Origin of the sequence: Azospirillum sp. TSH64 (assembly GCF_003116035.1) — a bacterium.
GTDB lineage: Bacteria > Pseudomonadota > Alphaproteobacteria > Azospirillales > Azospirillaceae > Azospirillum.
Genome location: NZ_LGQW01000015.1, coordinates 5,867,739 through 5,883,218, shown reverse-complemented (window position 1 = coordinate 5,883,218; position 15,480 = coordinate 5,867,739). Strand labels below are relative to the sequence as shown.

7 protein-coding genes are annotated in these 15,480 nt (G+C 68.5%); 2 read left to right on the top strand and 5 right to left on the bottom strand.

Features of this window, described 5'->3' with window-relative positions:
• Positions 1 to 33: 33 nt before the first annotated feature.
• The 5 genes from treZ to TSH64_RS36670 all read right to left on the bottom strand — a co-directional run bounded on the left by treZ (position 34) and on the right by TSH64_RS36670 (position 11,280).
• Complete coding sequence (gene treZ / locus TSH64_RS28105; RefSeq protein WP_109450135.1) at positions 34 to 5,640, bottom strand: malto-oligosyltrehalose trehalohydrolase; 5,607 nt, start codon at positions 5,638 to 5,640, stop codon at positions 34 to 36.
• Positions 5,641 to 5,773: 133 nt separating this feature from the next.
• Positions 5,774 to 6,082, bottom strand: a complete 309-nt coding sequence (locus TSH64_RS28100; protein ID WP_109450133.1) for a hypothetical protein — start codon at positions 6,080 to 6,082, stop codon at positions 5,774 to 5,776.
• Positions 6,083 to 6,324: 242 nt separating this feature from the next.
• Complete coding sequence (locus TSH64_RS28095) at positions 6,325 to 8,010, bottom strand: calcium-binding protein (protein ID WP_109450131.1); 1,686 nt, start codon at positions 8,008 to 8,010, stop codon at positions 6,325 to 6,327.
• A 109-nt stretch (positions 8,011 to 8,119) separates the two neighbouring features.
• Positions 8,120 to 9,490, bottom strand: coding sequence for a sigma-54 dependent transcriptional regulator (locus TSH64_RS28090; protein ID WP_199237682.1), 1,371 nt, complete (start codon positions 9,488 to 9,490; stop codon positions 8,120 to 8,122).
• A complete protein-coding gene (locus tag TSH64_RS36670; RefSeq protein ID WP_282188126.1) occupies positions 9,487 to 11,280 on the bottom strand; it encodes an ATP-binding protein in 1,794 nt (597 codons plus the stop codon). Before TSH64_RS36670 ends, TSH64_RS28090 begins: the two co-directional genes overlap by 4 nt.
• A gap of 329 nt (positions 11,281 to 11,609) precedes the next feature.
• Between TSH64_RS36670 and TSH64_RS28080 the strand changes: the two genes are divergently transcribed.
• Positions 11,610 to 12,926, top strand: coding sequence for a dicarboxylate/amino acid:cation symporter (locus tag TSH64_RS28080; protein WP_109450129.1), 1,317 nt, complete (start codon positions 11,610 to 11,612; stop codon positions 12,924 to 12,926).
• A gap of 238 nt (positions 12,927 to 13,164) precedes the next feature.
• Positions 13,165 to 15,477 (top strand): NADP-dependent malic enzyme, encoded by a 2,313-nt coding sequence (locus tag TSH64_RS28075; protein ID WP_109450127.1) that lies wholly within the window; start codon positions 13,165 to 13,167, stop codon positions 15,475 to 15,477.
• Positions 15,478 to 15,480 lie beyond the last annotated feature (3 nt).

The window sequence follows — 15,480 nt, the reverse complement described above, 5'->3', positions numbered from 1 at the left end:
ATGGGAAGGGCGGAGTGGGAAAGGACCTGGGTGTCAGGTGCGGACGGGGGCGGAGGACGGACGCGCCGCCGCCAGGATGTCGGCGACCGCCGCCGGTTCCGGCGCGTCGGCCAGTTCCTCCAGCGTCATCGACAGCTTGCGGCGCCAGTTGGGGTACTGGTCGGTGGTGCCGGGCAAATTGACCTGATCGCGCTCGCGCGTCAGGTCGTCCAGCTGCGCCACCGCCAGGGCGGCGTTGGTGCGGGCGAGGAAGGCGTGAACCGCATGGTCCAGCGCCTCGTCATAGGGGCTGTCGGCGTCGAAGCCGGCGGGCAGGGCGATCCCGGCGGTACGCAGGGCATCGACCAGGGCGCCGCGGTCGGCCGACCGGCGGACCTGCTGCTTTTCCTCCTCGTCATCGGCCGGATAAAGGCCCGTCTCGGCCTTCAGCGTGATGTCGTCGCCTTCCCACCAGCCCCGCAGCGTGGCGAGGTCATGGCTGCCGACGGTGGCGAGCGCCAGTTCCGGATACTCGTCCGGCCCCTTGAAGGCGCCGTCCTCGGTCCATTCAAAGAAGACGACGCGATAGCTCAGCACCCCGGCCTCGGTCATCCGCTCGCGGAAGCCTTCCGGCACGGTGCCGAGATCCTCGCCGACGACGAGGCAGCGGTGACGCTGGCTTTCCAGCGCCAGGATGCCCAGCAGATCCTCCATCGGATAGGCGACATAGGCGCCCTCGCCCGGCGGACGGCCGTCCGGGATCCAATAGACATGCTGCAACGCCATCGCATGGTCGATGCGCAGCGCCCCAGCATGGCGCATGTTGGCGCGGACCAGATCGATGAAGGGCTGGTATCCCGCCGCACGCAGCGCCTGGGGATGGAAGGGCGGCAGCCCCCAATCCTGGCCGGCCGGGTTGAACAGGTCGGGCGGGGCGCCGACATGGGCGGCGTCCACCACCGCCTGCGGCGTCATCCAGGTCTCCGCCCCGCTGGCATCGGCACCGACCGCGAGGTCGCGGTAGAAGCCGATGGCCATGCCGAGTTCGGCGGCCCGTTCCGCCGCCAGACGCAGCTGGTCGTCCGCCAGCCATTGCAGCCAGGCGAAATAAGCGACACGGTCGGAATGCTCCTTGGCAAACTGCTCCACCGCCGGGGCCGTCGCATCGTGGAATTCCGCCGGCCACCGGTGCCAGTCCGCCTTGCCCTCGGCGGCGAAGCGTTCGCGCAGCGCCTGGAAGGTGGCGAAGCGCTCCAATCCGATGCCGCCCTCTGTCCGGAAAGCGTCGAAGGCGGCGCGGCGCTCCGGCTTGGCCGAGGCCTGGAAGCTGGCGAACAGCTTTTCCAGTATCGGCAGCTTCAGCCCGGACACCGCCGTGTAATCGACGTTGGCCGTGGCGCGAGCCGCGTCCAGCGCCTGCCGGAACTCCGGCGAGGCGACCTCCTTCCGCAGATCCGCATCGTCGAGGAACTCCGCCACCGCGGTGACGTCGATGTAGAGCGGGTTCAGGAACAGCCGGCTGGCCGGGGAATAGGGGCTGGCATGCTCGGGATTGTCGAGGAACATGGCGTGCAGCGGGTTCAGCCCGATCACCGCCGCCCCGCGCGCCGCCGCGATGTCGGCCAGCGTCCGCAGGTCGCCGAAATCGCCGATGCCCCAGTCATGCCCGCTGCGCAGGGTGTAGAGCTGCGCCGACAGACCCCACAGCTTTTCCCCCACCAGCATCGGCGTCGGCAGATGGCAGCGGGCGGGCGCCAGGATCAGGCGGGTCTCCGCAATCCCATGCTCCGTCTCCACCCGCAGCGTGTGGTAGCCGGCCTGGGCCACCTTGCCCAGCGGCAGGCGGCGTTCGGCATAGGTCACGTCGCCGGCGGTGATGCAGCGGCAGCGCGGCAGGCTGCCGAAGCCGACGACGCCGCTCTGCGTCTCCCCGCTTTCCAGCGTCAGGGTGTAGCGCAGGGTGCGGGTGCCATTGGGCAGGGTGACCGGCACGGTGACCGCCTCGCCCGCCCGGCGGACCACCGCCGGCGGCAGGGCGCGGCCATACTCCTCCTCGTCGAGCCGGTCGAGATGGGCGAGTGCGGCGGCCTCATCCCCCGCCTCCACCCCCATGGCCGATAACAGGGCGCGGACGGTGTCCTCGCTGGCCGTCACGGTTTCCCCGGCGGCATTGTCGAAGGAGCGCTCCACCCCCATGCGGTCGGCCAGCCGGTCGAGTGCGGAGGCCTCCTCCAGCCACAGCACCACCGACCAGGGGCCGAGCGTGTCGCCGGTCAGCCCGGCACCCTCCGTCCACAGCACGCGGCCATTGGCTTCGGGGAAGCCGGATGCCGGGCTGTCTGCCAGATTGGCGAAGGCATGCAGGCGGCTGCCGTCGCCCAGCTTCCAGCAGACGGTCAGGCCGGTCTTGCCGGCCACGCCGTGGCTCGATGCACCGCCGGGAACGCCGTCCAGCCGCGGCACGATCTCCGTCCGCCGCAGGGCAAGCGCCCGGCGATACCAGTCGAGCCAGCCGGCATGTTCCGGTGCCCCGCGGGCCTCCCAGTCCAGTTTGGCCGACTCCGCAGTCTCCGGCGCGGTGGGGTCGGGGATGCGGGCACGGGCCTCGGGGTCCTGGAATTCGGGGAACTTGGCGAACTCTTCCGCCCGGCCCTTGCGCACCGCTTCGGCCAGCTCCTCGCCGAAGTCGCAGAAGAAGGGGAAGGGCTTGGCCGATGCCCATTCCTCGCCCATGAACAGCATGGGGATGCCGGGCCCCAGCAGATAAAGGATGGTGGCGGCGCGAACGGCCTCGGGCTTGGCGATGTGGGAGATGCGCTCGCCGAAGGCGCGGTTGCCGATCTGGTCGTGGTTCTGGATGAAGGTGACGAAGGCGGTCGGCGGCAGATGGGCCGACGGCTCCCCGCGCAGCTCGCCGTCGCGGTAGGCCGACGGCTCACCCTGGAATGAGAAGCCTTCCGCCAAGGTGCGGCCCCATTTTGCCGGATCGTGGGCATAGTCGGCGTAGTAGCCGCCATCCTCGCCGGTCGCCGCGCTGTGCAGGCAGTGGTGCAGGTCGTCGTTCCACTGGGCGGAGTGCCAACGCGGATCGCCCTCGCGGTGGCGGGCCAGGAAGCGCGCCTGGTTGGCATCGTTCTCCAGCACCAGATGGACATGGCGCTGGTTCTGGAAATGGCTGTGAACCCGCTCCGCCAGCTCTTCCAGGACATGGCGGTCGCTGTCGTCGATGATGGCATGGACGGCGTCGAGCCGCAGGCCGTCGAGGTGGAACTCCTCCAGCCAATAGAGCGCGTTGTGGACGAAGAAGTCGCGCACCGGCCCGCTGCGCTCGCCGTCGACGTTGATCGCCGCCCCCCAGGGGGTCTTGTGCCGCTCGGTGAAGAAGCTGTTGGCGAAGGCGTGGAGGTAGTTCCCCTCCGGCCCGAAATGGTTGTAGACGACGTCGAGGAAGACCATCAGCCCGCGGGCATGGGCCTCCTGCACCAGAACCTTCAGATCCTCCGGCCGGCCATAGGCGCTGTCGGGCGCGAAGGGCAGCACGCCGTCATAGCCCCAGTTGCGCGTTCCGGGGAAGTCGGCGACCGGCATCAGTTCGATGGCGGTGACGCCCAGCTCGACCAGATCGTCCAGCCGCTCGATGGCCGACAGGAAGGTGCCGCCGGGCGTGAAGGTGCCGACATGCAGCTCGTACAGCACCGTCTCGTGCCAGGGCCGGCCGGTCCAGGCGGCGTCGGTCCAGGCATGGACGCCGGGGTCGATCACCTCGGACGAGCCATGCACGTCGTCCGGCTGGAAACGCGAGGCCGGATCCGGCACCGCCAGCCCGTCCGGCAGGACGAAGCGGTAGCGGCTGCCCGCCTGCGCCCGCGCGGTGGTCAGGCTGAACCAGCCGCCGCCCTGATCCTCCATCGCCACCGGCTGCCCGCCGTCGTCGAGCGACAGCAGCACGGACGCCACCGACGGCGCCCAGATCGAGAAACGGACGGAGCCGTCGGCCTGCACCTCCGCCCCGAAGGGCATGGAATGGCTGCGCCGCCGCTCGTCCACCGGGGCGATGCGGTCACGGTCGCGGCTGGCGATCTCGGGGCCGGCATCGGCGCGGATGATGGCGGTGACGCCGGCCAGCGGGATCGCCACCCAGCCCGGCCGATTGGCAAGCTCGTAGCCGACCTCGTACAGCGCCTTTTCCAGCAGGAACAGCTTCAGCAGGGCCGGGGCCGCCTGCGGATCGCGCGGGAAGCCGGGGCAATCGCCGATGGCGGTGCGGTAGCCGTCGAGGAAGGCGGCCGATGCCGCCCCCTCCCACCAGGACAGCCACGCCGTACGGGCGTCGCGCGCCGACGCGTCGAGACCGGCCGGCAACGCGTCGCGCGCCATGGCGGCGGCATAGGCGATGGACCGCAGCATCCCGGCGACATCGCGCAGAATGCAATGCTTGGCCCGCCGCTCGGCCAGCGGGCGCATCGGCTCGCCTTCGAAATCGACGATCTGCACGTCGCCGCGCGACACCAGCACCTGACCCAGGTGATAGTCGCCGTGCAGCCGCATGGCGCTGAGATCGGCGGTCGCCGGGATCAGCGCGTCGATCTGCGCCATCACCGCCGCCTCGCTGGCGGCAAGCGCGTTGGCCTGTGCCGAAATCGCCGGGTCCAGCGCCGGCCCCGCGGAACGCAGCCGTTCCAGCACGCGCTTGGCCAGGCTGCGCACGCCGCCCGCCCATTCCGTCAGCCGCTCCGCCGTCGCTGGCTCCGGCGTGAAGGCATCGCCGCCGCCGGGGGTGGCGAGCGCCCGGTGCAGCTCGGCCGTCCGCTGCCCCAGCAGGCGCAGGAAGGCGACGCTGTCGGCATCGGCGGCCTTGGCCGCGTCACTGTCCGCGAAGCGGGCGACGCGGTCGTTGAGGTAGCCGATGACATGCCCCCAGGCGTCCTTCGCCTCCGGCACCAGTTCCTGCATGACGCACAGCGTGGTGGAGCCGGAGCTGTTGGCCCGCTCCACCCAGCCCAGCAGGGCCGGCGTGTTGGGGAACTGCGCCACCTCGGTCAGGAATCGGCTGACCTCCAGTTCGGGATGGATGCCGGGCTCCAGCTTGCGCAGGCCCTTCAGGATGGCGCTGTCGCCGATACGGATGGAGGTGTTGGACTGCTCCGCCGTCATCCGGTGCAGCGGGGCGTCGGCGCGCAGCCGGTCGGCCATCGCCTCGCAGGCACGGGTGTGGCCGGCGGTCAGGCCGGCGGACAGCGCCGTTTCGCCGGGCGCCGTGTCGCGCTTCAGGATGGCGCCCAGCAGCGCGCGGACCACGCCGTCATCGGCATAGCCGTCGCGCAGCCGGCCGTGACTCTGCAAATCGTTGGAACCGGCGATGGCCGATGCATCCTCGCCGGTGCCGCGGTCGAGGATCAGGGGAAGCTGATAGAGCTGAGGATCACGCCCCGGCGGTTCGACCCGCAGCAGGCAGAGCTGGGCCTGTGCCCCGCCGGCCAGCGGCAGCGGCAGGGCATCGACGATGCGCACGACCGGCCGTCCGGCGTCCTTCGCCGCATACCAGCGGCGGGTCAGCAGATGGTCCGGCAGCAGGTCGTCCTGGAGGCGGGACAGGATCTCGCTTTCCAGCGGGTTCGCCAGCACGGACGGCTGGGCATGTGGCTGCGGCGCAGTGGGCACGAGGGCTCCTCCCCTGTTGAGCGCTGGGTGGCACGTCGCTCAAGCAGCACGGAGGGGCAGCACGGAGCGAAGGAGTTCCCGCACCCGCAAAGCCGCTTCCACGAACGACCGCGCCCTTCTCCCAAAAGAGTTGTCAGACGGTACGCGGGTGGTGCGGCAGATGGGCGATGCGGCCGATCCGCTCGGCCACTTGAAGGGCCTCGACCACATCGTCCAGACGGCCGTCGCGCATCAGGTTGTGCGCGTAGGTGTTCAAGGCGGCGACGACGGCCCGTTCATCGGACACCCCGCGGGCCGGCTGCCCGTTCGGGTCGAGCACGGTGGCGCCCAGCGCCGCCATGGCCTCCGCGGTCAGGTTCACGGCCTCCGACAGGCCCTCTTCGTCGTCATCCGCGGCGGTCAGGATCGGTTCCAGAAGCTCCGCAAGGAGACGGGGGGTCATGGTGCTAATCCTCGGTGACATTCTCAGGCCGTCCCCTTCGACGTCGGTGCTGCACGGTCTATCGGTACAACAGCGGGAACGAAGGAAAGGTCCGTCCCACAGCACCACCCGCGGCGCCGGCCGGACGGGTGGAGACGGCACATGGGAACCGGCAGGACCGCTGGCAAGCTTGGGCGTTCGTCAACTGCCCCGATGGGGGGGGTTGCAGGGCAGGCCTGCCGGGCCCTCGGGCGGCCATCCCGTCAGGTCGGGGAAACCGAGAACCAATTGGCCGAGACCTGCCACTGCTTCACATTGTCGAGCGAAAGCGTGAAGCCGTTGCCGGTAACCCCCGGTGGCGGAAGTCCGAGTTCGCCGTTGGTGAAGCTGGCCACCACGCCCATTCCGTCCGCACGATCGGTGAAGCGCTCCATGATGTCGGACAGACTGAGCGAGGTGTGGCGGAAGCTCAGCACATCGACGCCCGGCTGGAAATCAGTGACCGTCGTCACCGTCGTTCCCGACCACAGGACATAGGAATTGCCGCCGGGCCCCGGATAGGAGGACCAGGCCTTCGGATCCTGCCAGAGCCGGCTCGGCGGAGAGCCGAGATCGATGAGGACGGTGTCGGCACCGCTGCCGCCGGTCAGGCGGTCGTTGCCGGTCCAGGCCACCAGAGTGTCGTCGCCGTCACCGCCGCTGAGCGTGTCGTTGGCCGATCCCACCCAGGTGTAGAAGCGCGCGTCGTTGTATCCGACCGCCAGCAGATAATCGGCGCCGTCGCCCCCCTCCACGACCGCACCGCCACCCATGCCGTAACCGCCATTCAGCGTGTCGTTGCCGGCACCGCCCAGAAGGCGGATCTGGGTCGTGGTGCTCCCGGCACCGATCCAGTCGTTTGCGCCGCTTCCCGCGATGGTCGGAACCGACGGGTTGTTGATCGGATTGATGAAAACCCGCATCCGCTCGACGTTGACCGGCATGGAATAGTTGAAATAGCCGCTGATGCTGTCCTCGATCAGGACAAGCTCATCGGTCCCGGCATCGGCCCCCTCGGTCACCAGCACGCCGGAGGAATGGACGTAGTAAGTGTCGTTGCCGCTTCCGCCATTCAGCGTGTCGTTCTGCGCACCATACAGCGTGTCGTCGCCGGTCTCGCCGAACAGCCTGTCACTGGAGTCGCTGTAGCCGCTGTAGGCACCGACCATGGTGCTGGTGGAAATGGTGTATCCGTCGATCCCATCGAGGATGTCGTCGCCGGATCCGCCATTCAGGATCCGGACATGGCCGGGCGCTCCGTCGAAGGCGATCCAATGGTCGTTGCCGTCCAGCGCCGCCATGTCGTTCGGCATGCGGCCTTCGCGCCTGCCGAAGGCGTCGTAATGGGTGCGGGCGGTCATCCAGCCGGCATTCACCGCATCGCGGACGTCCGGATAGGCCTGGAGATACCACGTCTCGTCGAAAGCGCCCGACGGGGCAGGGGGAAGCGGTGGAGTGGGCTTCGCATAGAAGGCCACCCCCTCGTAGCGATAGCTCGACAGGCTCGCCATCACCCCGTCCCGCTCGCTGTCGGAGGCGGTGAAGAAATGACTGCCGGTCGCCGTGTCGAGGAAGCGGTAGACGGGCTGGGAGAATTGATGGTCCGGTGTCGCGGAGGCGAGGAAGGCCTGCGGGTCCTCCAGCCGGTAACGGTCCGCCATGTTCTGGAGGATGTAGTCCCGTTCGGTGACGCTGGCGGTGTAGAAATGCTCTCCCGTGTCCAGCCTGACGAAGCGGGCCACCGACACCGGATCGCTGGCGCCGCCCCCTTGCAGGAAGGCGACGCCCTCATAGCTCATGTCGGCCATCCCGGCGATGATGCCGTCCCGCTCGGCCGTGCTCGCCGTATAGAAATGCTCTCCCGTCCTGCGATTGAAGAAACGGAAGGCTTTTGAATTCACCCCGTCCATCGCCGCACCCGAGATTGCCGCCGATCAACCCCCGGTAGGGTGCCGCAATAACCCTTCGGCGACAATGACCATTCCGTTCGCCGAATGGGCCATAAAATGTCGCAGGCCCTCAGTCGAGGAAGTCGTCGCGGCTCAGCCCGTAGCGCTTGAGCTTGTCATAGAAGGTCTTGCGCGGGATGTTGAGTGCCTCGATGGCGGCCTTCACGCTGCCGCGGTGGCGGACGAGCTCGGCCTGGATCAGTCCTTTCTCGTACAGATCGACCTGTTCGGCCAGCGACAGGGGGGAGGGTGCCGAGACCGCCACCGGCGCCACATCCTCCAGCCCAAGAACGAAGCGGTCGGCCGCATTGCGCAGCTCACGGACATTGCCCGGCCAGTCCTGCCCCATCAGGCGCTGCATCTGCTCACGGCTCGGCACCCGCGGCTCGCGGTTGTAGCGGGTGGCGGCCTGGGCGACGAAATGCTGGAACAGCAGGGGAATATCGTCGCGCCGCTCACGCAGCGGCGGAATGGTCAGCACCACCACATTCAGCCGGTAATAGAGGTCGGCCCGGAATTTCCCGGCATCCGCCGCCTGCCGCAGGTCGGACTTGGTGGCGGCGACCACCCGCAGGTCGACCGGCACCTGCTCGTTCGATCCCAACGGTTCGACCACCCGTTCCTGGATCACCCGCAGCAGCTTCACCTGCAAGGCCAGCGGCATGCTCTCGATCTCGTCCAGGAACAGGGTGCCGCCGCCGGCATGCTCGATCCGGCCGACCCGGCGCTTGGCGGCGCCGGTGAAGGCGCCGGCCTCATGCCCGAACAGCTCGCTTTCAAAGATCGATTCCGGCATGGCGCCGCAGTTCAGCGCGACGAAGGGGTTCTTGCGCCGGCCGCTGGCGGCGTGCAGCGCGCGGGCGACCATCTCCTTGCCGGTGCCGGTCTCGCCGAACACCAGAACGTCGGCGTCGGTGTCGGCGACCGCGGCGATGGTGGTGCGCAGCCGCTCGATGCCCGGCGTGCGGCCGACGATGCTCTCCGCCGGGTCGACGCCGCCGGCGATCTGCGCCCGCAGCCGGCGGTTCTCCATCACCAGCCGGCGCTTCTCCACCGCACGCCGCGCCACCTCGGTCAGCCGGTCGGACGGGAAGGGCTTCTCCAGGAAATCATAGGCGCCGTTGCGCATCGCCTCCACCGCCATCGGCACGTCGCCGTGGCCGGTGATCAGGATGACCGGCAGGTCGCGATCGATCTCCTGCACCCGCGCCAGCAGGGCCAGCCCGTCCATCTGCGGCATGCGCACATCGGTGACGAGGCATCCCGGCCAGTCGCGGCCGACATGGCGCAGGGCACGCTCAGCCCCGTCGCAGGCCGTCACCTCGAACCCCGCCAGTTCCAGCGCCTGCTGCCCGGCCAGCCGCACCGCGCGCTCGTCATCGACGAAGATCACGCTGCCGACGGCCACCGTGCCGGCGACCTCGGGAATGGACCGGCTCATTGACTCTGCTCCTTGGGAGGCTGCTCCGCGGCGGTCAGCCGCAGGGTGAAGACGGCGCCATGGCCGGGCTTCCCGGTGCGGTTGGCGGCGGTCAGGCTGCCGCCGAAATCCTCGACGATGCCATGGCTGATCGACAGCCCGAGCCCCAGCCCCTCGCCGGCTTCCTTGGTGGTGAAGAAGGGGACGAACAGGCGGGGCAGGTCGGCCTCGGCGATGCCGCTGCCGGTGTCGGCGACACTCAGCAGGGCCTCCCCCTCGGCCGCGACCAGCCCGATGCGCAGGCGGCGCACCGGACAGCCGCGCATGGCGTCGGCGGCATTGCCGATCAGATTGACCAGAACCTGCTGGAGCCGCACATCCTCAGCCACCACCCGGACCGGCTGGTCGGGCAGATCGGCCTCGACGACGATGTCGTCGCGCCGCAGCTTGGCCTCCAGCAGGGCCAGCGCCTGGGTCACCGCGCCCTGCACCGACACAGACCCCAGCGTGCCGGAGGCGCGGCGGGCGAACCCCTTCAACTGGCGGGTGATGGCGGCCATGCGGTCGGTCAGCTCGGCGATCTCCGCCAGATTGTCGCGCACCGAGTCCAGCCGCCCGCGTTCCAGCAGCACCACCGCGTTGTCGGCGAAGCTGCGCATGGCGGCCAGCGGCTGGTTGATCTCATGGGCGATGCCGGCCGACATCTGGCCGAGCGCCGCCAGCTTGGCCGCCTGGGTCAACTCGTTCTCCGCCGCGCGCAGGTCGGCGGTGGCGGCGGCGACCCGGCGCTCCAGCTCCGCCCGCGATTCCTCCTGCAGGGCGATCCGCTCCACCAGGGCGACCCGGCGGAGCGCTACGGCATAGGCGGCGAGCGCCGCCATCGCCACCGCCGCCGCGGCCAGCAGCCCGGCGACCCAGGCATGGGCGGTCACCGGGTCCAGGCTGGTCAGGCTGTGCAGGGTCCAGTCGCCGCCCGGCATGGCGACCGAGGTCAGCAGATAGCGCCTCTGTCCGTCCTTCTCCTCCAGGGCGATGCGGTCGGCAGCACCGCCGAAGGCCCAGGGCAGCACGTCCAACCCCTCGCTGGTGCCTTCCGGGATGATCGGCAGGCTGATCGGCAGGCGGCGGGGCAGGGCGTGATAGCGCCAGGACGGCACGTTGGTGATGAAGACCACCCCGTCGCGGTCGGTCACCAGCAGCCTCTCCTGCCCCGGCGTCCATGCCGCTTCCAGCCGGTCGAAGCCCAGCTTCAGCACCACCGCCCCCACTGTGCGGTTTTCCGCCACCACCCGGTTCGCGGTGTAGAAGCCCGGCACCAGCGACGTCGTGCCCAGCGCGAAATGGTGGCCCTCGCCCTGGTCCATCGCCATGCGGAAATAGGGCCGGTAGGAGAAATTCTCGCCCACGAAGCTGGCCGGACTGTTCCAATTGCTGGCGGCCACCGTCGTTCCCTTGGCGTCCATCACATAGAGCGCCAGCGCATCCAGCGCGCGGGCGATGTCCTGGAGCTTGCGGTTCAGCCGGTCGACGGCATCCGGCGTCGGGTTGGCCAGCAGGGCGCGCACCTCCGCATCCTGCGCCAGGGCGAGCGGTACGGCGGCATGCCGCTCAAGCTCCGCCCGCAGATTGGCGTTGTAGAGCGCCAGCTGCGCCCGGGCGCTCTCCCGCAGATCCTCCTGCGCCAGCGACGAGGCCCAGCCCGCCGCAAGCCCGGCCGCCACCGGCACGCCCAGCAGCAGGGCGGCCAGCAGCAGCCGGCGCGGCCGTTCCAGCGCCCGCGCCACCAGCTGCGCCGCCGGCGAGAGCGTCACGGCCGGGGCAGGAGGGGTGGTTGAATCTGTCGCCTGTTCGCCCGGATGGATAAGCAACGCCGCCCCTGGTCATGCTGCGCCGCAACAATGATGCCGCAGCGCTGTGAAGTGTGTGGATTTTCGCACATCGCCGGACCCTGTGTCGTGCGGATTCTCGCCCTCGCCATTTCGCCAAATGCTTGATGTTGCTGGATTCAGCAATTGGCCCACCGCTTGCTTTCATAGGCAATCAGTTGGGGGCCGCCCGCCCAGCCGGCGCCGAATGCCGGACGAAAGAACGGGCACCCCGCCAGGAACGCCGTTCTGAGGAACGCCACGAGGAGAGCAGCATGAGCGCAGACGCGACCGCCGTCCGGCATGGCACGGTGAAGAAGCCCTTCTACACCAACCTGACCTTCCAGGTTCTGACCGCCATCAGCATCGGCATCCTGCTGGGGCACTTCTACCCGTCCATCGCGGTGGAGATGAAGCCGCTGGGCGACCTGTTCATCAAGATGGTCAAGATGGTCATCGGCCCGATCGTCTTCCTGACGGTGGTGACCGGCATCTCCTCCATCGGCAACCTGAAGAAGGTCGGCAAGGTCGGCGGCAAGGCCCTGCTGTATTTCGAGGTGGTGACCACCTTCGCGCTCGGCATCGGCCTGATCGTCGTCAACCTCGTCCGCCCCGGCGCCGGCATGAACATCGTCCCCGGCCAGTTGAAGGCCGACGCGGTGCAGAAATACGCCACCTCCGCCAAGGAGCACGGCTTCATCGACTTCGTCGTCGGCATTGTTCCCGACAACGTGGTCGGCGCCTTCGTCCAGGGCGACATGCTGCAGATCCTGTTCTTCGCGGTGGTGTTCGGCGTCGCGCTGTCCGCCATGGGCCAGAAGGGCAAGGTCGTCGAGGACATCTTCGACAAGATCAGCCATGCGCTGTTCGGCGTGATCGGCATCCTGATGCGCGTCGCCCCGGTCGGTGCCTTCGGCGCCATGTCCTTCACCATCGGCAAGTACGGCATCTCGTCGCTGACCGCTCTCGGCCAGTTGATGGCCTCGGTCTACCTCACCATGGCGATCTTCATCTTCGTCGTGCTGGGCAGCATCGCCAAGGCCTACGGCTTCAGCATCTGGAACTTCATCCGCTACATCCGCCAGGAGCTGCTGATCGTCCTCGGCACCTCGTCGTCCGAATCCGTGCTGCCGCGGATGATGGAGAAGATGCAGAAGTTCGGCTGCTCCAAGCATGTCGTCGGCCTCGTCATCCCGACCGGCTACTCCTTCAACCTCGACGGCACCTCGATCTACCTGTCGATGGCCGCGATCTTCATCGCCCAGGCCTTCAACGTCGACCTGACGATCTGGCAGCAGCTCTACATCCTGGTCATCCTGATGCTGACCTCCAAGGGTGCAGCGGCGGTCACCGGCGGCGGCTTCGTGACGCTGGCCGCGACCCTGTCGGCCACCGGCGTCCTGCCGATCGAAGGCCTGGCGCTGCTGCTGGGTGTCGACCGCTTCATGTCGGAGGCCCGTGCGCTGACCAACCTGATCGGCAACGGCGTGGCCACCGTCGTCGTCGCCAAGATGGAAGGCGAGTTCGACGAGAGCAAGGCAGTCGCCGAATACCAGCAGCACTTCAAGGAGCCGGCCCTGGCCCGTCTGTGAGCAGCTGCACAAGACCCGCGGCAAGCATGTGCGGGCCGGTTTTGGAAATTCCAAAGATGATCCATCCGGCCCGGCAAAGGTTCCTGTAAGATCAGGGGGACGCTTCGATTTGGTTCGAATCGTCCCTTTCTGTATTCCCAGTGGTTGGCGCATCAGTCCGAATGGGCTATAACCGCCATCCAGGTGAAGTGAACCCAAAGAATTAACTGAAATCTCGTTAACCGGAGGAAGAGACCCGATGTCCGGCGATTTTGAGGCGATGGCGCTCGAGTATCACCGCAACCCGCGGCCCGGCAAGCTGGCAGTCGTCGCGACCAAGCCCATGGCCAACCAGCGCGATCTTGCACTGGCCTATTCGCCGGGCGTGGCCCATGCCTGCACCGCCATTGCCGAGGATCCGTCGAAGGCGGCGGAGCTGACGGCGCGCGCCAATCTGGTTGCCGTCGTCACCAACGGCACCGCGGTGCTGGGGCTGGGCAACATCGGGCCGCTGGCCGCCAAGCCGGTGATGGAAGGCAAGGCCGTCCTCTTCAAGAAGTTCGCCGGCATCGACTGCTTCGACATCGAGCTGAACGAGCTGGACGTCGATGGTCTGGTCGATACCATCGTCCGGCTGGAGCCGACCTTCGGCGCCATCAACCTGGAAGACATCGCCGCCCCGGCCTGCTTCGAGATCGAGCGCCGCTGCCGCGAGCGCATGAAGATCCCGGTGTTCCACGACGACCAGCACGGCACCGCCATCGTGGTGGGTGCGGCCGTGCTGAACGGGCTGGCCCTGGTCGGCAAGGACATCTCGAAGGTCAAGGTCGTCTCCACCGGCGGCGGGGCCGCCGGCATCGCGTGTCTGGACCTGATGCTGTCGCTGGGGGTCCGCCGCGAAAATGTCTGGCTGGTCGACCGCATCGGCGTGGTCCACAAGGGCCGCAACGAGGAGATGAACGAGTACAAGGACGCCTACGCGCACGACACCGCGGCGCGCACGCTGTCCGACGTCATCGACGGCGCCGACATCTTCCTCGGCCTGTCGGGTGCCAAGGTGCTGAAGCCGGAGCTGCTGGCCCGCATGGCCGACAAGCCGCTGATCCTGGCGCTCGCCAACCCGGAACCGGAGATCATGCCGGATCTGGCCCGCGAAGCCCGTCCGGACGCCATCATCGCCACCGGCCGCTCCGACTTCCCCAACCAGGTCAACAACGTCCTGTGCTTCCCCTTCATCTTCCGCGGTGCGCTGGACGTCGGCGCCACCACGGTGAACGAGGAGATGAAGATCGCGGCGACCCACGCCATGGCCAACCTCGCCCGCGCCGAACCGTCGGACGTGGTGGCGTCGGCCTATGTCGGTGAATCGCTGCGCTTCGGCCCCGACTACATCCTGCCCAAGCCCTTCGACCCGCGCCTGATCGTCGAGGTGTCCTCGGCCGTCGCCAGGGCGGCCATGGATTCGGGCGTCGCCACCCGGCCCATCGCCGATTTCCGCGCCTATCAGGACCAGCTGAACCAGTACGTCATCCGGTCCGGCCTGTTCATGAAGCCGGTCATCACCAAGGCCAAGACCGCGCCCAAGCGCGTCGTCTATGCCGAGGGCGAGGACCCGCGCGTGATCCGCTGCGCCCAGGTGGTGGTCGACGACGGCATCGCGCATCCGGTGCTGATCGGCCGCCGCGAGGTGATCGAGCGTGTCATTGCCGAGATGGGCCTGCGCCTGAAGATCGGCCAGGACGTGGAGGTCATCGAGATCATCCGCGACCCGCGCTATCACAACTTCACCGAACATTACCGCAAGCTGATGGGCCGCCGCGGCGTCTCGCCCAGCCATGCCGCCAACGTGGTCCGCACCCAGCCCACCGTCTTCGGCGCCCTGATGGTCCGCCGCGGCGAGGCCGACGCCCTGGTCTGCGGCACCACCGGCCGCTTCAACGAGCATTGGGCGCATATCTGCGGCCTGATCGGCTTGCGCGACGGCGTGAAGGTCGCCGCGACGATGAACGCGTTGATCTCGCAGAAGGGCGTCCACTTCATCACCGACACCTACGTCAACCCCGACCCGACCGCCGAGCAGGTGGCCGAGATCGCCCGGCTGGCGGCGGACGAGGTGAAGCGCTTCGGCATCGAGCCGAAGGTGGCCCTGCTCTCCCACTCCAACTTCGGCAGCGCCGACACCCCGTCCGCCCGCAAGATGCGCGCGGCAGTGGAATTGGCGTCCGAGCAGATGCCGGACGTCGAGATCGACGGTGAAATGCATGCCGATGCCGCCCTGGCGCCGGCCATCCGCAAGGAAGTGCTGCCCGACAGCCGCCTGAAGGGGGAGGCGAACCTGCTGGTCATGCCGACGCTGGACGCCGCCAACATCGCCTTCAACATGATGAAGATCCTGGGCGAGGCGCAGAATGTTGGTCCGATCCTGCTGGGCGTCCAGCGGCCGGTCCACATCGTCACCCCGTCGGTCACCACCCGCGGCCTGGTCAACATGACCGCCGTCGCCGTGGTCGATGCCCAGCTCGCCGACCCAGTCAACGCCGCTCCGACCCCGCCGGTCGGCGTGGGGGCGTAAATC